Here is a 21,533-nt window from a genome sequence, read left to right as displayed (position 1 = left end):
CCCGGAAGTTGCACCCGTCGCCCTCCCCTTCACCCCTCCCAACTCGCCGCGGCAAGCACCGCGGCCGCCGCCCCCGTGCCCAATACCGCGCCCGCGATGACGTCCCCCGGGTAGTGGACGCCGGTGTGGATGCGGGAGTAGCCCACCGCGCAGGCCAGCAGGCCCAGCGGGACCGTGGCGGCCGGGAAGGCGGGGCCCACGGCTGCCGCGAAGGCGACGGCGGAGGCCGTGTGGCCGGAGGGGAAGGACGCGGAGGCCGGCATGGGTACGTGGCGGCCCGGGAACGGCGAGTCCTCGGCGCGGTGCGGTCGCGGGCGGCGCAGGAGGCGCTTGCCGAGGAGGTTCGCGGTCGCCGAGGCCACCGCGACGGCCCCGACGCCGAGCACGGCCGCGTGGCGCGAGCGGCCGGGGCGCAGGGCCAGCAGACCGGCGATCGCGAAGGAGATCTTGGAGTGGTCGGCCGCCGCGGACAGCCGTCGCAGGGCGGTGTCCAGGGTGGGCGTCCGGGTGACCGTCACGGCCTCGTAGAGCGCCTGGTCGAGGGCGGCGAGGTCACGCAACAGACCTCGTTCTGCCGGGTGTTCGGGCAGCGGACGGTCAGGCATCGCTGTGCTCCTGATTCTTCGCGGTCTTCTTCTCGCTGGGGAAGGGGGTACGGCCGAGCGCGAGCCGGAGCACGCGCCGCCAGTCGACGGACGGCGCGGCGTACGGGGCGCCGGGCCGGTGCCGGGGCACCCGCACCCGCAGCGCACCGGGCCGCACGGTGCAGACGACGGGCGTGGGCAGGGTGAGCGCCTCGCCGTCGACGGCCACCGGGATGAGCTCTTCCTCGGCCTCCACGACGACCTCCCGTGACGTCAACGACGTGATGCCGCCCGCCCATTCGCCGAGCAGCACCACTTCGGCGGCCTGTGCCGGGCCCTCGACCCGGACGGCGATCACACCGAGCGTGCCGTCGTCGAGCCGCGGTCGGCGTCCGCCGCCGAGCGGGTCGGCGCGCGCGTACGGGTTGTTGCTGACGAGCACGGCCTGCGGTGCGGGCAGCTCTCTGCCGTCCGCGCGGACCTCCAGGGCGGTGCCGGCCTCCCCGGCGAGCAGGTCCGGGAGCTGGTCGAGGGCGGTGGCCGCCTTGGCGTCGCGGTAGTCGGGGCTCTGCACGATCTCCGCGTACGTGCCGAAGGAGACCGTGTTGACGAAGGGCCGCCCCGACACGTCACCGAGGTCGATACGGAGTTCCACGCCGTCCGTCAGGGCGTCCAGGCCGGTCGCCGGGTCCTCCCGGTCCAGGCCCAGGTCCATGGCGAAGTGGTTGCGGGTGCCGGCGGTCAGGAGCATGAACGGCAGCCCGTGTTCGGCCGCCACCCCCGCCACCAGGGCCTGTGTTCCGTCGCCACCGGCCACGCCGAGCAGGTCGGCGCCCTCGGCGATCGCCTGCCGGGCCAGCGCCACCGGGTCGGGGTCGGAGTCGAGGTCGAGCAGGATCACGCGGGCGCCCAGTCGTTGGGCCCGCTCCACCAGGCCGTACCGGCCGACCTTCCCGGCCCCCGAACGCGGGTTCATGATGATCACCGGCCGGCGCGGCGGCCGGCTCGAACGGGAGTGCATGCCGTGCGGCTTGCGCAGCCGGCGCAGCGCGCTCCTGGCGCAGGCCAGTGCCGCCGTCCAGGACGCGAGCGCGGCGATCGCCACCACCCACAGGCCCGACACCGCGTAGAGCACCAGGACGCCCACCGGCGCGGCCACGGCCAGCAGGGCGCCGAGCAGCCGCGCCGGTCCCCGGTGGGCGAGCGCCCACCAGAGGCCCGCACCGGCAAGGGCGAGCCCGACGAGACCGAGCACCAGGACCGCCCACTGGCCGGCGGCCGCCACGAAGGCGACGGCCCCGGCGAGGCACAGCAGCGCGAGCCGGGCCAGGGCCCGCGCCCTGCCGATGTCCCTGCCGGAGCCGTCCGGCTCCCGCTCTCTCCTCGTCCGAGTCACGTCCATGCTGCGACGGGCAATGCGCCCTGCCTCCCCCTCCATCGTCGTCACGGCCGACCGCTGCGGCATCCCGGCACCATGATCCCGGACCGACCGGAGCGGTGCCACAAGGGTGGCCCGCTCTTTCCGCACCAGCTTGTGCGCCCCCGAAGCGCCCCCGTCGTCCCGAAGCCGTGCGCCGTCGGAGTTCGGCCTTTCTGTCAGTCACAGTCAGGTGTTCGACCGGTCAGACGTGCGGGTTGACAGCGCCGGCGGCCGCGTCGGCCGAGCCCGCCGGCGGCCCGGGAACAGCCCTCCGACCTGCCGATGTCCCCACGGCGACCTCTCTCGGCCCGCGCCCCGGGTGGGTGCCGTACTGCCTGATGAGACGTCACCGACGAGTTCCGGCCGGATCGGGCATGGCGTGATGGCACGTGTCCCGTGGTGACCGAAGTGACATCGCCCCGTCACGGTGCGCTTCCATTTGTGCTCGATCCATGCAGACCGCAAGGAGTACCTGTGCTGAGACGGGACGCGTTCAGACTGCCCCGCCATCCGACCTCGGTCGCCTGTGCCCGGCGGCGGGTGCGGCACCATCTCGCGGCGTGGGGGCACAAGCCCGACGACCGGGTCACCGAGGAGGCCGTGCTGCTGGTCTCGGAGCTCGCGGCGAACGTGGTGCGGCACGCGCCCGCGCCGGCCCAGGAGTTCGAGATCGCGGTGACCGCACTGGCCGACGAGTCCTGCTTCATCGAGGTCTCCGACGAGAACCCCGCGCCGCCGACGCTGCGGGCCGTGCCCTCCTGGGAGGAGGAGAGCGGCCGCGGACTGCGGCTCGTCGACAGCCTCGCCCGGACCTGGGGCGTGCACCAGCGCGGCCGGCACGGCAAGACCGTGTGGGCGCTGGTGACTTCGGCACCCCCATAGCCGTACGCCCGCAGCCACGGACGAGGACCGCGAACCTGCGGCCCCGTATGCCCCACCGGAAGGAGAAGACCATCCAGGCGCACCGCCCCGCCTCCGTGATCGCGTTCTTCGACACGGACGAGACCCTGCTCGGCCTCGAGGCAGGCCAGTTGGAAGCCCTGGCAGCACTCGGCATCGACCCGCACGACCTGCTCCGCACGCACTACCGCCTCTACGCGGGAACCCCCTGGGCAGAGCTGATGGAACAAGGACGGCTCTGGTACGACGAGTTCCACCGCGGACACCGCACCGGCCCGCCGTTCGTCACTCCGGCCCTGACCGCGCTGCGCGCCCACCAGGAGGCAGGGCACCTGACCGCGCTGGTCTCCGACTCCTTCGCCCCCCGTCTGACCCCGCTCCGCCGCGACCTGGGCGCCGACCTCGTCCTGTGCACCGAGCCCGTGCTGGACTCCGACAGGCGCCTGACCGGTGAGATACACCGGCCGATGGCGGCCAGGGCCTGCTGGCCGGCGTCGGAAACCCCACCGCCGTACGGTGGATCCGGAAAACGCCGAGGGCGCGGACGCCGACTGCCCGGCGCTCCCTGAACACACTCACTCCTCCGCGCAACACCCGCCCCCGGACACCGACTTCGCGGCCGTTTCCAGTCGGCAGAAGCAGGACGCCTCGATCGGTACGTCCGCCAGGGCCGTGGCGATCTTCAGCTGCTGGGCCACGATCCGGGCCTCGCCGTCCTTGCCGAGCCGGACGAGGCATTCGTGGAAGCCGTGCAGGGCCCAGACGTTGCCCGGATGCTGCTGGGCGCGCGGGAGTGTGCCGTCGAGGCCGAGGTCTGCGCGGTAGACCGCCTCGGCCTCCGTGACCCGGCCCTGTTCGAGGAGGAGGGCTCCGTAGGCGTGCCGGGTGGGCTGCATCCAGCCCCACGGCTCGTCGTAGGGAAGGCCGTCGTCGAGCTCGATCGACCGGCGCAGGGCCGCGAACGCCTCCTCGTAGCGGCCCTTGCGGTACTCCAGCTCTCCGTCGAGCATCGCCGCGGCGATCGCCAGCAGGTCGGCGCAGGTGTTGTTGAACAGCATCCGCGTCTCGGGCACCCGGGCGGCCGCCGCCCGGAACAGCTCGCGCTCGGCGTCGGCCTCGTCGACGCGGCCGGTGGCGGAGAAGGCGACTCCGCGCGCGTAGTGCTGCATCGCGGTGGTGACGGCGTAGAGGCGTGGGTCGGCGGGGAGCGGAAGGCGCAGGAGGTCGTCCCAGCGGCCGAAGCGGATGAGCGCGTGCACCCGCATGGCGAGGAAGCCCTCCAGCCAGTCCGCCATCGGCGGGCTCTGCACGCGCAGCAGCTCCTCGGGTACGGCGGCTTCGAGCCGGTCCACCGAGTCCATCGCGACCTGGTGGCGGCCGAGGAACATCGCGCCGTAGATCTTGAAGTGGTGGTTGTGGCATCGGTAGAGGGTGTAGAAGTTCATCGCCCCGGCCCTGGCGAGGTACTTCTCGTCGGCTTCGATCGCGTCGGTGTTGTCGGAGATCACCCGCCGGTAGTCCCCGCAGAGCACCTCCAGGTGTGACGGCATGTGCTGGAGGTGCCCGGCGTCCGGCACCAGACCGCGCAGCCGGTCGCCGGCCGGGAGGGCGGCCTCGGGGGTCGGGGACATCTCCATCAGGTGGATGTACAGGTGGAGCAGGCCCGGGTGGAGGGCGCCCGCGTCCGTGGCGATCGCCCGCTCCAGCACGGCCCTGGCCTCGGTGGTGCGCGAGCCCGGTGCCGGAGTGCCGGTGCGGATGTCCCACAGCTGCCAGGGGGTGAGGTTCATCATGGCGTCCGCGTACAGGGTGGCCACGTCGAGGTCGTCGGGGGCCAGCAGGTGGACGTCCCGCATGCTGTCGGCATAGGAGGCGTTCCAGACGGAGCATGTCTCGACGGCCGGGGCCCGCTCCTGCGGGTACCGGGCGCGCAGGGCGCCGATGAGGGCCTGCTCGACCGGCGTGGCGCCGGCCGCCTTCGCGTGGGCGCGCTCGACGGCCGTGTGGGTGCGCTCGACGGTCCGCGACAGCTCCCGCTCGTCGAAGAACTCCCAGGGCTTGTTGTAGTTGGGGCCCAGCGCGTAGGCGATCCCCCAGTCGGCCATGGCGCAGTCGGGGTCCGCCGCGGCGGCCGCCTCGAAGCAGCGCACGGCCTCCTCGTGGTTGAAGGCGTACGTCCAGTTCAGCCCCCGGTCGAACCACGTCTGCGCCTCGGCGGACGAGGTCGTCACGTGTCGGGTGTGGCTGCCGAGGTCGTAGTAGTTCATCGGGACTCCTCAAGGCCGCGCCCGCGACTTCGCACCATGCCTCAATCATGCCTTTCAGCCACTACGGCGACTCGGCGGACGAGGGCCCGGGCGGGGCGCGCGTCGGTGTGGGCGCCGTCGGCACGCTCCGTGGGCGCGCGCCGTGCCGCAGTGAGCCCTGTGTGCGCCTCCACCACAGTGGGGAAAATGCGCCATGTCGGCGGTCTTTGGCCGGGACATGGTGTGGTTCGGTTCCAACTCGTATGGAAAGCAGGTCTCCTCCCGTGCTGTTGCGTCTTCCCGAGTCCGTGTCCGAAGCACAGGAGTGCCTGGCGGAGGGAGCGGTGCCCATCGGCGGGGCGACGCTCGTGTGGGCCGGCTGGCAACGGGACGGATTCCCCGAGCAGGCCATGTCGCTGCGCAACCTCCCGGCGGCGAACGTCGTCGAGCGCGACACGCTGGGCTCCGCCGTGGTGCTGCACCGGATAGACGACCGCGTGCCCGAGGTGCTGCGGCGGGCCGCCGGCTCGGTGGGCACCGGCGCGGTCCGCCGGACCGCCACCGTCGGCGGGAACATCGTCGGCAGCACGCTGCGCTGTCTGCTGCCCGCCGCCCTGGTGCTGGACGCGCGCGCCACGGTGCTGGAGCGGGACCGGGTCTTCGAGACCGACCTCGCCGAGCTCCTCGCCAAGCACCACCTGCTGCTCAGCCTCCGCTGGACCGACCCGGTCACCAGCAGCTACCGCAAGCTCGACGCCGATGCCGGAGGGCCGCCGCCGTTCGTCGTCGCCGCCGCGGTGCACGACGTCGGGGACGGGGACCGTCGGCTGCGCGTCGCGGTACGCGACGGGTACGAGGTGCTCGCCGACAGCACCCCCTGCGGGGCCGGGACCGAACAGGCGGTCACCACGCTGCGCGACACCGCGGTCGGCACGCTCCACGACACGGCCTGGGACGTGGTGCGCGAGCACGTCACCGAGCTGCTGGACCGCCCGGACTCCCGCTGACGCCGTCCGGAACCAGGAACGCCCTCAGTACGGCGAGCAGCTCGTCGGGCGTCTCCTCCGCGGGATAGTGCCCGCAGCCGGGGATGACGACCGTCTCGACGTCGTCGGCGGCGAGCCGCATGGTCGCGCCGACACCCTCCCCCAGGTTCTCCCCTCCCCCGATCGCGAGAACGGGCACTCGAAGTCGCCGGGTCCGGCGCCGCTCGTTCTGCGCGACGGTGGTGTCGAGTGCCCGGTAGAACTCGAAGCTGGAGCGCAGGGCGGACGGGTCCTCGGCGAGGGTGTCGACGTAGTGCCGTATCGCGTGATCGGGCAGCGGCTTCGCCGCCTTGGTGGCGAACTGGCGGCCGAAGTAGAGGTCTTCGCGACCCCGCACGAGTTCCTCGTTGAGATCGGGGAGCCGGTTGAAGGCGAAGTGCCAGAGCCGGTCGTTGGTCTCGCCGGAGCCGAAGAGCGGTGGGGACGGCGACAGGCCGGGGATGGCGGCCTCGGCGACCGCGAGGCGTTCGACGCGGTCCGGGTGGTCGGCGGCCAGGGCGTAGCCGACCCACATGCCCACGTCGTGCCCGACCAGCGAGAACCGCTCGTGCCCGAGCGCCGCCATCAGCGCCACGGCGTCGCTCGCGAGCGTCCCGGTGTCGTAGCCGCCGAGCGGCTTGTCGGACAGCCCGACGCCACGCGGGTCGAGAGCGACGACGTGGAAGTCCCGGGCCAGCGCCGGCATGAGCAGGCGCCACGCGTACCAGGTCTGGGGCCAGCCGGCGTGGAGCAGCAGGGCTGGACCTTCCCCGCCGGTGACGGCGTGCAGCCGGACGTCCCCGGTGTCGACGTAACGACTGGTGAAGGTGCGTGCGAAGCCGGCCGGGAGGTGCGGCGCCTGCGCGACGGAGCCCCGCCCTCGGGGGGCGGACGGGCTGGTTGCAGCGGAACTCACCATCATCCTCGTTTCGTCGGTCGCCGCGGGTGACCATCACGCTAGCCATCTTGGATCGATCGGTCAAAGATGATTGGGTGACACTGGGACCGATCGATCCAGGAGCGAGAGGTGGGCGGGCATGTCCGGCCGGAAGCAGTTCGACGTCCCCACGGCCCTGGACCAGGCCATGCGCGTGTTCTGGCAGCACGGGTACGAGGGCGCCTCGCTCGAGGCGCTGAGCTCCGCCACCGGTCTCGGCCGCGGTTCGCTGTACGGCGCCTTCGGCAACAAGGACGCGCTGTTCCGCCAGTGCCTCGACCGTTATGCCTCGGTCTACGCGGCCCGGCACGAGGAGGCGCTCGCGGCGCACGCCGGCGATCCGGTGCGTGCCGTGGCGGCCTTCTTCGACGCGACACTCGCCCGCATCGCCGATCCTTCGGTCCCGGACGGCTGTCTCATCGCACAGTCCGCCGCCCAGTCACCGGAGCTGAAGGAGGAGAACGGCGCCCATGTGCGCGCCCTGGTCGACGCCCAACGGCGCCGGGTGCGCGGGGCGTTGGACGGCGCCGACCCCCTCGTACTCGACGAACTGGCCCTCTACGTCGTCGCCGTCAACCAGTCCCTCGCCGTGCTCAACCGGGCCGGCACACCGGTCGACGAACTGCGTGTCGTCACCCGCCTGGCCTGCGGCACGGTCGCGGGCACCCTCGCCGAAGGAGCGTGAATGCGTCTCGGAGTGGTCGTCGCCGTTCTGTACTGCACGCAGTTCAGCCGGGAGTTGGACGACTCGGAGGTCGAACGCCTCGCGGGCATGGTCCTGGAGCGGCCCTTCTACGACCTCACGGTGGAGGAGCAGTACGCGGGCATTCAAGCCGCCCTCGCCGCCGAGGTCTGGGACGAGGACCTGTCCTGGCAGCCCCACGACGAGACGTCGGTACGGGACTTCCTGCGCCGCCTGCTGGAATGTCTGGACGCCCGACGCCCGTGGCAGGAACCGCCGATGCGCGCACTGGGCTTCGACCGCTGGGAGGAGTACAAGCACGGGGTACTGCTGGCACACATACGCCTGTTCGCACCCTCCCAGGACCGGCTGCACTCACGCCTGCGAACCGTGCCCAGGGACGCGGACGGGCTGCGCGGGGTCGTGCTGCGGCTGAGGTCCGGAGACGAAGTCGCCGTGATGGCACCGCCGTTGCCGGACGGGTACGACGCGGTACTGATGACGGTGTCCCCGCACCGGAGCGCGGCACAGGTGATCGACGCGTTCGTCACGCACGTACCGTACGAGCGGGACCGCGTGTCACCACCGGCGCGTGGATGGCCCTGGCGCCGGAGCACGCCGCTGCCTCCCGGGGTGCGGCCCGCCCGCGGATGAGGCCGCTTCAGCGGACCAGGTCGTCCGCGTCCAACACGTCGGCCGTCTTCGGCGCGCGAACGTCGAGCGCTTCGTCGAACTCGCCGAACGAGGTGGTGGTGTGGAAGTCGCTGCCCTTGTAGACCGTCTTGAGCAGGTACGGCTTGCCCTGTGTCGCCACGTAGAAGGTGTACGTCCCCTCCTTGACGGCCTTGTCGGTGACGGTGACCGCGACGGCATCCTTGCCGTCGACGCGGGTGGACTTCCCCTTCGTCGCCGTACCGAAGGAGTCGAAGGGCCGCTCGCAGGAGGTGAGGTCCTGCTCATCCTCCTGTCCCGCTTCGACCGGCGTCTTCATCCACAGCTTCTGTTCCGACTTCACGCTGGTGTCGCCGTTCCACTTCTGGAGGTACGCACGGTCGGGGCGGACGTAGTCCGTGTCGCCGATGCGGATCTGCTCGAGAGTGCCGCCCTCGGACCAACTGGTCCTGGCCCGGCACCGCTTGTCGAGGTCGGTCACCACGTGGCTGGTGACCGTGCCGCCCTTCGCCGAGGTGGTGGTGGCGTCGACCGTCACCGACGTCAGCGAGCGCATGGTGGCGTTGGCCTCGTCGAGCACTTCCTCCCCCGAACGCTCCTCGGCGCCACCCTCACCCGCGCACCCGGACAGCGCGGCACCCGCGAGCAGGCAGGTCAGCGCGGCGGTCACCGCGGCAGGCGTGTTCCGCATGAAAGGCTCCCCGTTCCGGCCAAGATCAACCCGGGGAGCCTACCAAGTCGCCTTCTCCTGGCCGACTCAGTCGGCCGTCTTGCGGGCCAGTGCGTTGTTGTCTATCGAGTTGTGCACGCTGAAGCTCACGGCGTCCGAGCGATAGCGGTCGTCCGACCATTCCACCGGGCGTCCCTCGCGCGTCGTGGTGACGCGGCGGACGCGCAGGAGGGGGCTGGTGCGGCGGATGCCGAGGAGGTCGGCGTCCTGGGCGCTCGCCGCGACGGCGTCGATGACGTGCTCGCCGTAGGCGAAGACGAGGCCCGTGCTGTCGAACAGCTGCTGGGTGACCGACGGGGCGTCGGGGTCGACGACCTCGACGGCGGGTGAGATCCAGTCGGCGTACACCGTGCGCTCGACCAGCACCGGCTCGCCGTCCAGGCCGCGCACCCGCAGGACGTGCAACACGCTTGTTCCCTCGCGCAGTTGGAGCCGGGCCGCGTCCTGCGCGGTGGCCGGCAGGTACTCCTGCGCCACCACGTGCCCGGTCGCCTCGCGACCCATGGCACGGGCCCACTGGGCGAAGCTGCGCAGTTCGGCGAAGCTCTGGCTGCGGCGGCTCGCGAGGACGACCCGACGGGCGCCCTGGCGGGAGCCGATCAGCCCCTCCGCGGTGAGCGCGGCGACGGCCTGGCGGACGGTACCGCGCGAGACGCCGTAGTGCCCGGCGAGCTCCGTCTCGGCGGGCAGCCTGCTGCCGACCGCGTACTCCTCGCGGTCGATCGCCCGCCTTAGCTCGTCGGCGATCTCCTCGTGTCGCGTCGCCACCGTTCCCCTCCGAGTCTGCTGCTGTGCACAGCGTGACCACCCTAATCGAGACCGGTCGGTGACTGCGCTTGCCCGCAACTGTGCAGGGAATGGGAGGTCACAATTTCGCCACTGTTTACGAACGCGTCACCACAGGCAGCCTTACTGAGGCCAACTTGTTCAGACAAGTTCTGAGTCTTGAGCGTCCCCGCGCCCCCTTCAGGAGTCACCGTGTCCCAGTCGAGAACAGCCGTCCTGACCGGCTCCCTCGCCGTCGTTGCCGCACTCGCCCTGAGTGCCTGCGGCGCCGCTCCCGACAACGCGTCGACGACGGCCGACGGCAAGAACGCCGCGACCGCCACCTCCGCTGCCGACTTCGGCGGCCTCGACGCCCTGGTGAAGGCCGCCAAGAAGGAGGGCACGCTGCACGCCATCGCGCTCCCCCGCGACTGGGCGAACTACGGCGCCCTGCTCGACGGCTTCACGAAGAAGTACGGCATCAAGGTCACGGTGGAGAACCCGGACGGCTCCAGCCAGGACGAGATCAACGCCGTGACCTCGCGCAAGGGCCAGGACCGCGCCCCGGACGTCCTGGACCTCGGCTCCTCCTTCGCGCTCAGCGCCGCCCAGCAGGGCCTGCTGGCGCCGTACAAGGTGGCTTCGTACGCCGACATCCCGACCGCTCAGAAGGACGCGCAGGCCCGCTGGTACAACGACTACGGCGGCTACATCTCCATCGGCTGCGACGCCAAGCGGGTCAAGACCTGCCCGACGACCTTCGCGGACCTGCTCAAGCCGCAGTACAAGGGCCAGGTCGCGCTCAACGGCAACCCCACCAAGTCGGGTTCGGCCTTCGGCGGCGTGTACGCGGCCTCGCTGGCGAACGGCGGTTCCTTCGACGACATCCAGCCCGGTCTGGACTTCTTCGCCAAGTTGAAGAAGAACGGCAACTACACGCCCGTCGAGTCGACTCCGGCGACCGTCGAGAAGGGCGAGACGCCGATCAGCATCGACTGGGACTACCTCAACGCCGGGTACGCCGAGGAGTTCAAGTCCAAGGGCCTGGACTGGAAGGTGTCGGTGCCCGGCGACGGCCAGTTCTCGCAGTACTACTCGCAGGCCATCAACAAGGACGCCCCGCATCCGGCGGCCGCCCGGCTGTGGCAGGAGTACCTCTACAGCACCGAGGGCCAGAACCTGTGGCTCAAGGGATTCGCCCGGCCGGCCCTGATGACCTCGATGGAGAAGGCCGGCACGCTCGACAAGACGGCCGCCGCCGCGCTCCCGCAGGTCTCCGGCACGCCGTCCTTCCCGACCGAGGCGCAGCAGAGCAAGGCCAAGACGGTCATCGCGCAGGGCTGGGCGAAGGCCGTATCCGGATGACGACCACCCTCCCGAGGGCAGACGTGGTGCCCGCCGCTTCCCGGAAGCGGCGGGCCCGCGCCGGCGGCTGGCTCGCCGTCGTACCTCTGCTCGTCTTCACCGCGGTCGCCTTCGGAGTCCCGGCGATCGCCATGCTGAACGGCGCGTTCAGCGTCAAGGACCAGGCCACGGGCGCCAGTTCGTACAGCACGGAGAACCTGACGAGCTCGCTGCAGGGCGCCTACCTCACCGCGCTGCTCGGCAGCGTGAAGCTGTCGGCCGTCTCCGCCGCCATCGGCACCGTCCTCGGGCTGCCGCTCGCGCAGGTCGTCGTGACCTCCCGCTTCCGGGTGCTGCGCGAGGCCGCGCTCACCGCGTCCGGTGTGCTGGCGAACTTCGGCGGCATCCCGCTGGCCTTCGCCTTCGTCGCCACGCTGGGCAACGCCGGTGTGCTGACCCGGCACCTGGGCCTGACGGACGCGGGCTGGGACCTCTACAGCTTCTGGGGTCTGGTCATCGTCTACCTGTACTTCCTGATCCCGCTGATGGTGCTCACCATCACGCCGGCCCTGGAGGGCCTGCGCTCGCAGTGGCGGGAGGCGGCGCAGAACAACGGGGCCACTGCCGTGCAGTACTGGCTCCACGTCGCCCTGCCGGTGCTGCTGCCGTCGCTGCTCGGTGGTTTCGTGCTGCTCTTCGGCAGCGCGTTCGCCGCGTACGCCACCGCCGCGGCCATGGTGGGCAGTTCGGTCCCGCTGGTCACCCTGCAGATCGCCGACGCCATCTCCGGCAACGTGCTGGTCGGCCAGGAGAACGTGGCCCTCGCCCTCAGCCTCGACATGGTCCTGGTCGCGGGGCTCGTCATGGCCGTGTACCTGCCCCTGCAACGACGGAGCGCGCGATGGCTCGACGCCTGAACCCGTGGCGGTGGGTCGTCCTCGGCCTGGCCGCCCTGTACTTCCTGGTCCCGCTCGCCGCCTCCGTGATCTTCACGGTGGATGTGCCGGGCCAGGGCGTCACCTTCGACGCCTACTCGCAGATCGTCTCCACCGAGGGCTTCGGCTCCAGCCTCCTGCTCTCGCTGGAGCTGGCGGCCGCGACCATCGCGCTGGTGCTGCTGCTGATGGTGCCCGCCATGGTCGCACTGCGGCTGGGCGCGCCCCGGCTGCGGCCGGTGGTGGAGATGCTGTGCTCGCTGCCGCTGGTCGTCCCGCCGATCGCGTTCGTCGCCGGGATCGCCACGGTCCTCAAGTGGGGCCCGGAGTACCTGTCCCGCACTCCGCTGTTCGAGACGTTCGTGGCCATCCAGAACCCGAGCTTCCCGTTCGTGCTGGTCCTCGCCTATGTGGTGATGGCGCTGCCGTTCGTGTACCGGGCGCTGGACTCCGGGCTGCGCGCCATCGACGTGCGCACCCTCGTCGAGGCCGCCCGCAGCTGCGGGGCCGGCTGGCCGCAGGCGCTGCTGCGAGCCGTGCTGCCCAATCTGCGCGGGGCGCTGCTGAACGCGTCCTTCCTCACCCTCGCCCTGGTGCTGGGCGAGTTCACGGTGGCCCAGCTGCTGGGGTTCCAGCCGTTCGCCGTGTGGATCTACAGCGTCGGCGGCTCGCAGGCCCAGCTGTCCGTCGCCGTGTCCGTGCTGAGCCTGCTCGTCACATGGGCCCTGCTCCTCGCGCTCGCCGGTCTCGGCGGGCGTGACCGTACCGCTTCGTCCCGGGGATGAACCATGACCGCCACCACGCTTGAGAAGACGGCCGTCGACAAGGCCGCCACCGTCGAATTCCGCGGTCTGCGCCGGGAGTTCGGGGCGACCGTCGCCCTCGACGGCCTCGACCTGACCGTGCGGCCGGGCGAGTTCCTGGCGCTCCTCGGCCCGTCCGGGTGCGGCAAGACGACGGCGCTGCGCATGCTCGCCGGGTTCGAACACCCCGACTCCGGCCAGGTGTTGGTCGACGGCGAGGACGTCACCCGGGTCCCGGCGCACCGCCGTGACGCCGGGATGGTCTTCCAGTCGTACAGCCTCTTCCCGCATCTCGACGCCCTCGACAACGTGGCGTTCGGACTGCGGATGCGCAAGGTGTCCAAAGCCGAACGGCGATTTCGCGCCAACGAGTTGCTGCACCTGGTCGGGCTCGGCGACAAGGGCGCGAGCTTCCCGCACCAGCTCTCCGGCGGTCAGCAGCAGCGCATCGCGCTCGCCCGCGCCCTCGCGCTGCGCCCGCGTGTCCTGCTCCTGGACGAGCCGCTGTCCGCGCTCGACGCGAAGGTGCGGCTGACGCTGCGCGAGGAGATCCGCCGTCTCCAGCAGGAGCTCGGCATCACCACACTCTTCGTGACGCACGACCAGGAGGAGGCCCTCTCCGTCGCCGACCGGGTCGCCGTGATGCGCTCGGGCCGGCTCGAACAGTGCGCCGAACCCGCCGAGTTGTACGGGCGGCCGGCCACCGCCTTCGTCGCCGAGTTCGTCGGCACGATGAGCCGGATCCCGGGGCGGCTGTCCGGGGACACGGTGGAGGTGCTCGGCCTGCGGCTGCCCGCGGACGGAACGCTCCCCGCCGACGGCGAGGTCGACGTGCTGGTGCGGCCCGAGGCCGTCCTGGTCACCGCGGACGACACCGGCGACGCCCGGGTGATCGCCGCCGCCTTCCTCGGTGCGGCAACCCGCCTGACCGTCCTGCTCGCCGACGGCACGGAGGTGAAGGCCGACCTGCCCACGCACGAGGCCGCCGCGCTGGGCGTCGGGACCGCCGTACGGGTGTCGCTGCCCGAACGGCCGGTACTGGTCGCCGAACGAACGGCCTGACGCCCCCCACCCCTCGTCACCGATCCATCCCCCACCCGAAAGTAGTGACCGTGACCCACCCCCCGCTCCAGGCAGTCCTGTTCGACATGGACGGCACGCTCGTCGACACCGAGCGCCTGTGGTGGGAGGCGGTGCAGGACGTCGCCACGGACCTCGGCCGGCCGCTGACCGACGCCGACCAGCCGGAGGTGCTCGGCAGGCCGGTCGAGCACACCGCCGGCTGGCTGGCGGCGAGCACCGGGAACCCCGCCGGGTGGCTCACTGAACGACTGCACCTGGAGTTCGCCGACCGCGTCCGCACCGGCATCGTGCCGCGCCCCGGCGCGCTCGCCCTCCTGGACGCCCTGGCCCGCGACGGCGTACCGACCGCGCTGGTCACCGCCTCGCCGCGGGCGGTCGCCGACAGCGTGCTGGCCGTGCTCGGGGCGGATCGCTTCCGGGTGTCGGTCACCGCGGACGACACACCGGCCACCAAGCCCGACCCGGACCCCTACCTCGCCGCCTGCCGGGCGCTCGGCGTCGACCCGGCCCGCTGCGTCGCCGTGGAGGACACCCCCACCGGTGTCAGCTCCGCCGAGGCCGCCGGGTGCGCCGTCCTGGCGGTGCCCTCGCTCGCGCCCATCGCCCCTGCCCCGGGCCGGACGGTCGTGGCGAGCCTGGAGGAGGTGACGCCGACCCGGCTGCGGGACCTCGTCCAGCCCCGGCTGCGGGTGCTGAGCTGGAACCTCTGGTACGGCGGTACGAAGGTCGACGACCACCGCGCCAAGCAGCTCAAGGTCATCCTGGACACCGAGGCCGACGTCGTGGGCCTCCAGGAGACGGCCGGTACGTCGGCCCGGGAACTCGCCGAGGCGCTGGGCTGGCACCACCACGAGGCCGGCGAGAACCTCGGCATCATCAGCCGCCACCCCGTCACGGCCCGCCTCGGCGACCCCGACGTCGGCTTCTACGGGGCGGCCGGCGTCCGCGTTCTTGTCGACGGCTCACACGAGGTGGACGTATGGACGGCGCACCTCCACTACACGCCGTACGGGCCCTACGAGGCCGCCTTCGACGGCCTGCCGCCGGCCGAGCTGATCGCCCACGAGGACGTACGGCTGGCGCAGATGCGGGAGGCGCTGCGGTGGATCGCCGAGTCGGCCGGCGCCTCGACGCCCGTCGTCCTCACCGGGGACTTCAACTGCCCTTCCCACCTTGACTGGTCCGAGGTGGCCTGGCCGGTGACCCGGGCCGCCGAGGAGGCCGGCCTGCGCGACTCCTACCGGGAGGCGCATCCCGATCCGGTCCGTGCCCCGGGGCACACCTGGTCGCCGATCCACACCGCGCACGAGGACGACCCCACGCGCCGGGAGCCGCAGGACCGCATCGACTATGTCCTGCACAACGGCCGCGGCCTGGAGGTCCTGGACTCGCGCACGGTCGTCACCGGTGTCCCGCGCCCGTGGCCCGATGTCGCCGGCAACGACTGGCCGTCGGACCACGCGGCGGTCCTCACGACGTTCGCCCTCACCCCTCCGGAGTGACCGTCAGCTCGCCGAGCGCCTCGGTCGCGGCCCGCAGGAAGCGCTGCCGCGCCGACTCCACGTCCGTGGCCCCGTCCCACGACCCCTGGTAGAGGATCCGCTCGGCGATCCGCACCATGCGTTCCCGCAGGGCGGGGTCGCCGGTCTCCCGGTAGCGGGCGTTGACCTCGTCGAACTCCGCGCGCGCCCCGTCCGGGAGATGCATGGCGGTCACGGCGGCGAGGGCCTCCTCCGCGACGACCGCCACGCTCCTCGGGCCGACGATCCGGATGCGGAAGACGGTGGTGAACAGCCGTCCGCCGAGGTCCTGCACCTGTCGCCAGTTCTCGTACTCCGGCGGGAGCTCGCTGTGGAACCGCCCCCGGGCCAGGGTGTATTCGTGCCAGGCCGTGAGGAACTCGGCGTACGCCGTGCTGCGTTGGCCGCGCACCCACTGCTCCTGCTCGGCGTGCGTCTGGTGGCGGATCTGGTGCAGGAGGGCCGCCGCGTTGCGGTCCGCTCCGACCTTCGCGCCGAGGATCGCGGCGAGCCCGCCAAGGCCCGCGCCCAGTACCCCGACCGCCCCGGACACGATCGCGGCGACTCCCTCGTCCATGGAGACATCCTCACCAAGATCCCGGCCGGGCAACCCTGACGGATCGTCGCCCGGCACGCGCGAGGCGGCCGGGCGACGGTTGTCGTCGTGCGGGAGGTCAGGGGATCAGGTACCACTTCTCGATGTAGCCGACGTCGATCGACGCCTTGTCCTGGACGCGCAGCTTCCAAGTGCCCGAGGCGGGCTGGTCGGAGGCGTCGACGACGAAGGTCTGGTCCACGTTGTCGGCCGAGCCGCCGCTCCGGTTGAGCAGGGAGTAGACCTTGCCGTTCGGGCCGACCAGGTCGACGGTGAGGTCTCCGCGGTAGGTGTGGACGATCTTGACGTAGACCTCGGTGGTGGCGGAGGCGTTGCCAGTGCGGTCGGGGACCGTGACCGGGGACTCGACCGCGGCTCCGGCGTCGGGGATGTCGACCCGGGTGGCGTTGGCGTACAGGTTCGCCACCCGCCAGGTGAAGGTCCGGGTCGCGGTCGAGCCGGTGTCGTCGGTGACCGTCACCGTCACGTCCTGGGTGCCGACGGTGGTCGGCGTGCCGCTGATCAGGCCGGTGGGGCCGATGGTCAGGCCGTCCGGCAGGCCGGTCGCCGAATAGGTCAGCGCGGAGCCGGAGTTGGTGGTGTAGGCGTCCACCTGGAGGGAGACCTGGTCGCCGACTCCGCTGGTCTGGTTCGCCGGTGCCGCGATGTTGACGCCCGGTGCGATGCGCGGGCCCACGTTGATTGCGGCCCAGGCGTCGGAGACGGCCAGGTAGGTGGGGCTGTATGCGCCGAAGAGGTCGGCGGCGGCCTGGAGGGTGGCGGTGCGTGCGCCTGCGTAGTTCGTGGTGGAGGTCATGTACGTGGTGAGGGCCCGGTACCAGATCCGCTGGGCGTTCTCGATGCCGATGCCGGTGACCGGGAGGCCGTCGCGGGTGGGGCTGTCGTAGGCGACCCCGTTGACGGTCTTCGCGCCGCTGCCCTCCGACAGCAGGTAGAAGAAGTGGTTGGCGGGGCCGGAGGAGTAGTGGACGTCGATGTTGCCGAGCGAGGAGTCCCAGTAGTCGCGGGAGGTGCCGTCGCTGGACGGCTTGTCCATGTAGCGCAGCGGGGTGCCGTCGCCGTTGATGTCGATCTTCTCGCCGACCAGGTAGTCGGGGACGTCGGCGGGCAGGTTCGCGTGGAACTCGACGGCGGCGGCGAAGATGTCCGAGGTCGCCTCGTTGAGGCCGCCCGACTCGCCGGAGTAGGTCAGGCCGGCGGTCGCGCTGGTGACGCCGTGGCTCATCTCGTGCGCGGCGACGTCCAGGGCGGTCAGCGGGTGCGTGTTGCCGGAGCCGTCGCCGTAGGTCATGCAGAAGCAGGTGTCGGACCAGAAGGCGTTGACGTAGTTGTTGCCGTAGTGGGCGCGGCTGTAGGCGGCGACGCCGTCGTTGCGGATGCCGTTGCGGCCGAAGACGTCCTTGTAGTAGTCCCAGGTCGCGGCGGCACCGAAGGCGACGTCCACGCCCGCGGTCTGGCGGTCGGCCGGGGTTCCGTCGCCCCAGACATCGTTGTCGTCGGTGAACAGGGTGCCGGTGCCGGAGGTTCCCTGGTTCAGGTCGTAGGTACGGTGACCCGCACGGTCACCGTCGACGAGCTGGTACGTCGAGCCGGCGAGCGTGGTGCTCAGCGGCACGGTTCCGTTGAACTGGCCGGTGCCGGTGCCGGTCTCGATGCCCTGGTAGCGGAAGAGTTCCTTGCCGGTTCCGGCGTCGGTGATCACATGCAGTTCGCTGGGCGTCCCGTCGTGCTGGAAGCCGCCGACCACCGACTCCCAGGCCAGGGCGGGTTTCCCGGTGGCGGCCCAGACGACCCGGCGCGGCGCGCCGTCGAGCTCGGCGGTCTTCGCTCCGGCCTTCCTGGCGGCGGCGAGCGCACGGCTCTTCGCGGTGGCGGCGGTGAGCCTCGGACTGGTGGTCGGGACGGCGAGCGTGGCGCGGGTCGCCGCCGTGCTCGTGGTCCGGCCCTTCCCGGCGTGCACGACCAGGTCGCCGCCGAGGACCGGCAGTCCGGCGTACGTCCGCTCGTAGCGGGTGTGGGTCGTGCCGTCGGCGTCCCGTACGACGTCCTTGACGACCAGCTTCTCCTTGGCGCCCAGGCCGAGGGTCCGGGCGGTGGCGGCGGCCTTCCCGGTGGCGTTCGCGACGAGTGCGGCGCGTCGAGCCGGGGTGAGCGGGACCTGGGCCGCGCCCGCCCGCGGCGTGGCGAGGATCTTTCCGTGGTCGCGCGCGGCGGGGGCAGCACCGGCGGTGCCGGTCTGGACTCCGGTGGCCAGCAGCGTGCTCATGGCCGTGAGGGCGAGGGCGAGGGTGTATCTGGATCGGTGCGAGGAAGGGTGTTGCCGCGACAAGTCGTTCTCCTTCTGCGTGGGGGAGAGCAGGGAACGAGAAGAGTTGCGGAAGTTGTGCATGTTGTGAACATGCAGTGAATCCGCGGACAGCAGACTGACACCCCGCCCACAGATTTGTCATGGATGTGCCAACAGAACGGCTGGAACTGGTGCTTCCCGTTCGCCGTCAACTTCCGCCCGCATCAGGCCAGTTCCGGCTCCGCAAGCGAACGTCGAACGTCGGTCTTCGTCCAGCTTGTGTCAGTCCCAGAGACACTCCCCCGGCACTGCTCCCCCGGACCTACGGTCCCCATCGGACGGACCGGCGGCCGCCGGTCCGCCGCAGCCGACTACCAAGGGGAGGCGTCATGGCGAGTGTCGAAGTGTCGCTGAAGGAGATGATGACGGGGGTCGAGGGATCGTTGGGGGCCGCGGTCGTCGACTACACCAGCGGCATGGCCCTGGGCACGCTGGGCGGGGGCAAGGACCTGGATCTGACGATCGCCTCGGCCGGCAACACGGACGTCGTGCGGGCCAAGGTGCGCACGATGGAGACGCTGGGGCTCAAGAGCCGGATCGAGGACATCCTGATCACCCTGGCCGGCCAGTACCACCTCATCCGGCTGGTGACCGGCCGCAACGGGAACGGGCTGTTCCTCTACCTCGTACTGGACAAGGACCGCTCGAACCTCGCGATGGCCCGCCACCAGCTCAAGCGGGTCGAGGAGAAGCTCGAGGTCTAGGCCGGCCCGAGACCGGGGTTTCGTGCGCCCACGATGTGAAGACTTCTTCAAGTCACCACATCAGCATGATCCCAATACGTGCTTGGTCACGGCCCCGGACGACCAGGATCGGTTCATCAAGCGCACGTGCGGCGGCACCTCCCGGCGCCGCCGCACGTGGCCCTCCACCCGACCGGCAGGGAGAGAGCACTCATGCAAGTCCCCCTCTACCAGGCCAAGGCGGACTTCTTCCGCATGCTCGGGCACCCCGTGCGCATCCGGGTCCTGGAACTGCTCCAGCACGGGCCGGTCCCGGTACGGGACCTCCTCGCCGACATCGAGATCGAGCCGTCCAGCCTGTCGCAGCAGCTGGCGGTGCTCCGACGGGCCGGCATCGTGGTGTCCATCCGGGAGGGCTCGACCGTCAGCTACGCGCTCGCCGGCGGCGACGTCGCCGAACTCCTGCGCGCGGCCCGCCGGATCCTCACCGAACTGCTGGACGGGCGGAACGAACTCCTCGCCGAGCTGCGCCGGGCCGACGCGCCCGCGTCGCAGGTGCCCACCAGCAGCCGCGGCTGAGCCGGGGCCGTACGAAGCGAGCACCGCGGGGTGGCTCGCGTTGCTCCGCCCGAGTGGTGCCCGCCGCCACCCGGTCGTAGCGTCGTCAGAGGGACGACCGCACAGGAACCGCAGCCGGGGAGCGGACATGCGCGCACATGCACTCACCACAGCCGTCACACTCTGCCTCGCCGCGTCGCTCGCGGCCGCCGCGAGCGCCCCCTCGTCGGCGAGGCCGGTGTCATCGCACACCGCGCAGGCAGCGGCGCAGCAGTCCGCGCTCCCCGTGCTCGTCGACTGCTTCTGGCATCCGGAGGTGCGCCCCAGCGCCTTCATGCTCGCCTGCGGCGACGGCAACAGCCGTCTCACCTCGCTCAAGTGGTCCCAGTGGGGGTCGGCATCGGCGACCGCGCAGGGCATCAACGTCGTCAACGACTGCAAGCCCTACTGCGCGGCGGGCACCTTCCACTCGTATGCCGTCACCGTGCGGCTGGATCACCCGCGGTCCTGGAAGAAGCAGCCTCAGGTGCGGCACTACACCCGCATGACCCTCGTGTTCTCCGGCAGCAGGCCGGACACGTATCCGCCGACGGTGACCTACCCGATGTGGGACTGACGTCATCCGCCGGAGATCATCCGCGGTCGTCCGCGTCCAAGGGCGGCCGGCCCTGCGGGTACTCCCCCGCGGTGAGGTGTTCCAGTACCTCGACCAGTTCCTGGCAGGCCTGTTCCACCGAGCGTCTGGTGTTGAGCTGCTCCGTGATCACGGCGGACAGCAGGAGGGCGGTCAGGGCCATCGCGCCGTTGAAGGCCTGGAGCTTGATCATCACCTGGACACCGGTCAGCCCGGCGAAGGCGCCGGTCCGGTCCGTCGCCGCGATGGTGGCCATCACGGAGGCGAAGAGGGCGCACAGCATGCTGCCCGTGAGCTGGAAACGGAGGGCCGCCCAGATGAGCAGCGGATAGACGAGGAACAGCAGACTGACCGAGGACTGGGTGACCAGGGGTATCACCCCGCCGGCCACGACGGCGAGCCCGACGGCTTCCTTCCAGCGGCGGGGGTACGGCGGCCAGGGCGCCGCGGACAGCGCCAGCAGGACCGGGGTGACGATCAGGACGCCCATCGCGTCGCCCGCCCACCACGCCGACCAGACCAGCCAGAAGCCGCTCGGGGCGAGCTTGCCGGTGAGGACGAGCAGGCCGGCGCCCGCGGTGGCGCTGATCAGCATGGCGGCGAGGGCGCCGAGGAAGACCAGGGCGACACAGTCCCGCAGCCGCGCGAGGTCGGTACGGAAGCCGACCTTGCGCAGCATGAAGTAGGCGGCGAGTGGGGCCGCGGTGTTGCCGAACAGGGTGCCGAGCACGGCGACCTGGGGCGTGGTGATCGACATGACGACGAGCAGGGACCCGATGGCGATGCCGAACCAGGAACTGAGCCCGAACAGCAGCAGACAGGTCAGCGCCACGCCGGTGGGCGGCCAAATGGGTGTGACCACGGCCCCGTCGACCACGAGCTGCCGCAACAGCCCCAGCCGCCCGGCCGCGAAGTAGCAGGCAGCGACGGCCAGTGTCCTCAGGGCGAAGAGGCCCGGTCGGCGCAGATCCTGGGTAGCCACCACGATTGCCATCAGACACCGAGGGGGGCCGGTCGGCGAGGCGAGAGGGGTGAGGCACGGGTGGCCG

22 protein-coding genes are annotated in these 21,533 nt (G+C 71.5%); 13 read left to right on the top strand and 9 right to left on the bottom strand.

The annotated features are described in order from the left end of the window. Window positions 1-29: 29 nt before the first annotated feature. On the bottom strand, window positions 30-605 hold the full coding sequence (locus ACQEWB_RS47815; RefSeq protein WP_432842912.1) for a phosphatase PAP2 family protein: 576 nt from the start codon (window positions 603-605) through the stop codon (window positions 30-32). Next, window positions 598-1,986 carry a diacylglycerol/lipid kinase family protein gene (locus ACQEWB_RS47810; protein ID WP_432842910.1) on the bottom strand — a complete coding sequence of 463 codons (1,389 nt, stop codon included), beginning with the start codon at window positions 1,984-1,986 and terminating at the stop codon, window positions 598-600. Before ACQEWB_RS47810 ends, ACQEWB_RS47815 begins: the two co-directional genes overlap by 8 nt. Before the next feature lie 492 nt (window positions 1,987-2,478). On the opposite strand from ACQEWB_RS47810, the gene ACQEWB_RS47805 reads away from it, so the two are divergent. Further along, window positions 2,479-2,886 carry an ATP-binding protein gene (locus tag ACQEWB_RS47805; protein ID WP_432842908.1) on the top strand — a complete coding sequence of 136 codons (408 nt, stop codon included), beginning with the start codon at window positions 2,479-2,481 and terminating at the stop codon, window positions 2,884-2,886. A gap of 47 nt (window positions 2,887-2,933) precedes the next feature. Further along, window positions 2,934-3,473, top strand: coding sequence for an HAD family hydrolase (locus ACQEWB_RS47800; protein ID WP_432842906.1), 540 nt, complete (start codon window positions 2,934-2,936; stop codon window positions 3,471-3,473). 6 nt (window positions 3,474-3,479) lie between these two features. Here ACQEWB_RS47800 and ACQEWB_RS47795 read toward each other — a convergent pair whose 3' ends face one another. Beyond that, the gene (locus ACQEWB_RS47795; protein WP_432842904.1) at window positions 3,480-5,171 is read right to left on the bottom strand and encodes a hypothetical protein; all 1,692 of its coding nucleotides are present in this window, start codon (window positions 5,169-5,171) and stop codon (window positions 3,480-3,482) included. A 263-nt stretch (window positions 5,172-5,434) separates the two neighbouring features. Between ACQEWB_RS47795 and ACQEWB_RS47790 the strand changes: the two genes are divergently transcribed. Continuing rightward, window positions 5,435-6,157: an FAD binding domain-containing protein gene (locus tag ACQEWB_RS47790; RefSeq protein WP_432842902.1), complete on the top strand. Its 723-nt coding sequence runs from the start codon at window positions 5,435-5,437 to the stop codon at window positions 6,155-6,157. Here ACQEWB_RS47790 and ACQEWB_RS47785 read toward each other — a convergent pair. Beyond that, window positions 6,123-7,094, bottom strand: a complete 972-nt coding sequence (locus ACQEWB_RS47785) for an alpha/beta fold hydrolase (protein WP_432844383.1) — start codon at window positions 7,092-7,094, stop codon at window positions 6,123-6,125. The two genes, ACQEWB_RS47790 and ACQEWB_RS47785, sit on opposite strands and share 35 nt — an antisense overlap. A gap of 118 nt (window positions 7,095-7,212) precedes the next feature. Here ACQEWB_RS47785 and ACQEWB_RS47780 point away from each other — a divergent pair, with 118 nt between their 5' ends. Further along, window positions 7,213-7,797, top strand: coding sequence for a TetR/AcrR family transcriptional regulator (locus tag ACQEWB_RS47780; RefSeq protein ID WP_432842900.1), 585 nt, complete (start codon window positions 7,213-7,215; stop codon window positions 7,795-7,797). Then, complete coding sequence (locus tag ACQEWB_RS47775; protein WP_432842898.1) at window positions 7,798-8,448, top strand: hypothetical protein; 651 nt, start codon at window positions 7,798-7,800, stop codon at window positions 8,446-8,448. Between the two features lie 7 nt (window positions 8,449-8,455). Here ACQEWB_RS47775 and ACQEWB_RS47770 read toward each other — a convergent pair whose 3' ends face one another. Together ACQEWB_RS47770 and ACQEWB_RS47765 are read right to left on the bottom strand one after the other, a co-directional pair. After that, complete coding sequence (locus tag ACQEWB_RS47770) at window positions 8,456-9,157, bottom strand: hypothetical protein (protein WP_432842896.1); 702 nt, start codon at window positions 9,155-9,157, stop codon at window positions 8,456-8,458. Window positions 9,158-9,223: 66 nt separating this feature from the next. Beyond that, complete coding sequence (locus tag ACQEWB_RS47765) at window positions 9,224-9,964, bottom strand: GntR family transcriptional regulator (protein ID WP_432842894.1); 741 nt, start codon at window positions 9,962-9,964, stop codon at window positions 9,224-9,226. A 210-nt stretch (window positions 9,965-10,174) separates the two neighbouring features. On the opposite strand from ACQEWB_RS47765, the gene ACQEWB_RS47760 reads away from it, so the two are divergent. From ACQEWB_RS47760 to ACQEWB_RS47740, 5 genes are read left to right on the top strand one after another with little or no spacing between them, the layout of a single operon-like run. After that, window positions 10,175-11,326 carry an ABC transporter substrate-binding protein gene (locus ACQEWB_RS47760; RefSeq protein WP_432842892.1) on the top strand — a complete coding sequence of 384 codons (1,152 nt, stop codon included), beginning with the start codon at window positions 10,175-10,177 and terminating at the stop codon, window positions 11,324-11,326. Continuing rightward, entirely contained in the window at window positions 11,323-12,222 is a 900-nt protein-coding gene (locus ACQEWB_RS47755) for an ABC transporter permease (RefSeq protein WP_432842890.1), read from the top strand. The genes ACQEWB_RS47760 and ACQEWB_RS47755 overlap by 4 nt, the downstream gene beginning before the upstream one ends. Next, the gene (locus tag ACQEWB_RS47750; protein ID WP_432842888.1) at window positions 12,207-13,025 is read left to right on the top strand and encodes an ABC transporter permease; all 819 of its coding nucleotides are present in this window, start codon (window positions 12,207-12,209) and stop codon (window positions 13,023-13,025) included. Before ACQEWB_RS47755 ends, ACQEWB_RS47750 begins: the two co-directional genes overlap by 16 nt. A gap of 3 nt (window positions 13,026-13,028) precedes the next feature. Beyond that, window positions 13,029-14,105 carry an ABC transporter ATP-binding protein gene (locus ACQEWB_RS47745; RefSeq protein ID WP_432842886.1) on the top strand — a complete coding sequence of 359 codons (1,077 nt, stop codon included), beginning with the start codon at window positions 13,029-13,031 and terminating at the stop codon, window positions 14,103-14,105. Between the two features lie 50 nt (window positions 14,106-14,155). Continuing rightward, a complete protein-coding gene (locus ACQEWB_RS47740) occupies window positions 14,156-15,628 on the top strand; it encodes an HAD-IA family hydrolase (protein ID WP_432842884.1) in 1,473 nt (490 codons plus the stop codon). Here the strand turns inward: ACQEWB_RS47740 and ACQEWB_RS47735 are convergent. Then, on the bottom strand, window positions 15,612-16,223 hold the full coding sequence (locus ACQEWB_RS47735; RefSeq protein ID WP_432842882.1) for a hypothetical protein: 612 nt from the start codon (window positions 16,221-16,223) through the stop codon (window positions 15,612-15,614). The genes ACQEWB_RS47740 and ACQEWB_RS47735 overlap by 17 nt on opposite strands. A 97-nt stretch (window positions 16,224-16,320) precedes the next feature. Next, the gene (locus ACQEWB_RS47730; protein WP_432842880.1) at window positions 16,321-18,528 is read right to left on the bottom strand and encodes a M4 family metallopeptidase; all 2,208 of its coding nucleotides are present in this window, start codon (window positions 18,526-18,528) and stop codon (window positions 16,321-16,323) included. A 410-nt stretch (window positions 18,529-18,938) separates the two neighbouring features. Between ACQEWB_RS47730 and ACQEWB_RS47725 the strand changes: the two genes are divergently transcribed. The 3 genes from ACQEWB_RS47725 (at window position 18,939) to ACQEWB_RS47715 (ending at window position 20,466) form a co-directional block, all read left to right on the top strand. After that, window positions 18,939-19,313, top strand: coding sequence for a hypothetical protein (locus ACQEWB_RS47725; RefSeq protein WP_432842878.1), 375 nt, complete (start codon window positions 18,939-18,941; stop codon window positions 19,311-19,313). Window positions 19,314-19,505: 192 nt separating this feature from the next. Further along, window positions 19,506-19,871: an ArsR/SmtB family transcription factor gene (locus ACQEWB_RS47720; RefSeq protein WP_360833803.1), complete on the top strand. Its 366-nt coding sequence runs from the start codon at window positions 19,506-19,508 to the stop codon at window positions 19,869-19,871. 127 nt (window positions 19,872-19,998) lie between these two features. Then, the gene (locus tag ACQEWB_RS47715) at window positions 19,999-20,466 is read left to right on the top strand and encodes a hypothetical protein (protein WP_432842875.1); all 468 of its coding nucleotides are present in this window, start codon (window positions 19,999-20,001) and stop codon (window positions 20,464-20,466) included. 16 nt (window positions 20,467-20,482) lie between these two features. Here ACQEWB_RS47715 and ACQEWB_RS47710 read toward each other — a convergent pair whose 3' ends face one another. Further along, window positions 20,483-21,478: an MASE1 domain-containing protein gene (locus tag ACQEWB_RS47710; RefSeq protein WP_432842873.1), complete on the bottom strand. Its 996-nt coding sequence runs from the start codon at window positions 21,476-21,478 to the stop codon at window positions 20,483-20,485. Between the last annotated feature and the right edge of the window lie 55 nt (window positions 21,479-21,533).

It is taken from the genome of Streptomyces sp. CA-249302, from assembly GCF_050936785.1.
In the GTDB taxonomy this organism is placed as follows: domain Bacteria; phylum Actinomycetota; class Actinomycetes; order Streptomycetales; family Streptomycetaceae; genus Streptomyces.
Note: the sequence above shows the minus strand (reverse complement) of the source record. Positions and strands in the feature narration are given on the sequence as shown.

Bases quoted from the DNA above. Each gene is read 5' to 3' on its own strand.
- ACQEWB_RS47815 (WP_432842912.1), bottom strand. From the start codon at position 605: ATGCCTGACCGTCCGCTGCCCGAACACCCGGCAGAACGAGGTCTGTTG.
- ACQEWB_RS47810 (WP_432842910.1), bottom strand. From the start codon at position 1,986: ATGGACGTGACTCGGACGAGGAGAGAGCGGGAGCCGGACGGCTCCGGC.
- ACQEWB_RS47800 (WP_432842906.1), top strand. From the start codon at position 2,934: ATGCCCCACCGGAAGGAGAAGACCATCCAGGCGCACCGCCCCGCCTCC.
- ACQEWB_RS47795 (WP_432842904.1), bottom strand. From the start codon at position 5,171: ATGAACTACTACGACCTCGGCAGCCACACCCGACACGTGACGACCTCG.
- ACQEWB_RS47785 (WP_432844383.1), bottom strand. From the start codon at position 7,094: ATGGTGAGTTCCGCTGCAACCAGCCCGTCCGCCCCCCGAGGGCGGGGC.
- ACQEWB_RS47780 (WP_432842900.1), top strand. From the start codon at position 7,213: ATGTCCGGCCGGAAGCAGTTCGACGTCCCCACGGCCCTGGACCAGGCC.
- ACQEWB_RS47775 (WP_432842898.1), top strand. From the start codon at position 7,798: ATGCGTCTCGGAGTGGTCGTCGCCGTTCTGTACTGCACGCAGTTCAGC.
- ACQEWB_RS47770 (WP_432842896.1), bottom strand. From the start codon at position 9,157: ATGCGGAACACGCCTGCCGCGGTGACCGCCGCGCTGACCTGCCTGCTC.
- ACQEWB_RS47755 (WP_432842890.1), top strand. From the start codon at position 11,323: ATGACGACCACCCTCCCGAGGGCAGACGTGGTGCCCGCCGCTTCCCGG.
- ACQEWB_RS47750 (WP_432842888.1), top strand. From the start codon at position 12,207: ATGGCTCGACGCCTGAACCCGTGGCGGTGGGTCGTCCTCGGCCTGGCC.
- ACQEWB_RS47745 (WP_432842886.1), top strand. From the start codon at position 13,029: ATGACCGCCACCACGCTTGAGAAGACGGCCGTCGACAAGGCCGCCACC.
- ACQEWB_RS47735 (WP_432842882.1), bottom strand. From the start codon at position 16,223: ATGGACGAGGGAGTCGCCGCGATCGTGTCCGGGGCGGTCGGGGTACTG.
- ACQEWB_RS47730 (WP_432842880.1), bottom strand. From the start codon at position 18,528: ATGAGCACGCTGCTGGCCACCGGAGTCCAGACCGGCACCGCCGGTGCT.
- ACQEWB_RS47725 (WP_432842878.1), top strand. From the start codon at position 18,939: ATGGCGAGTGTCGAAGTGTCGCTGAAGGAGATGATGACGGGGGTCGAG.
- ACQEWB_RS47720 (WP_360833803.1), top strand. From the start codon at position 19,506: ATGCAAGTCCCCCTCTACCAGGCCAAGGCGGACTTCTTCCGCATGCTC.
- ACQEWB_RS47715 (WP_432842875.1), top strand. From the start codon at position 19,999: ATGCGCGCACATGCACTCACCACAGCCGTCACACTCTGCCTCGCCGCG.
- ACQEWB_RS47710 (WP_432842873.1), bottom strand. From the start codon at position 21,478: ATGGCAATCGTGGTGGCTACCCAGGATCTGCGCCGACCGGGCCTCTTC.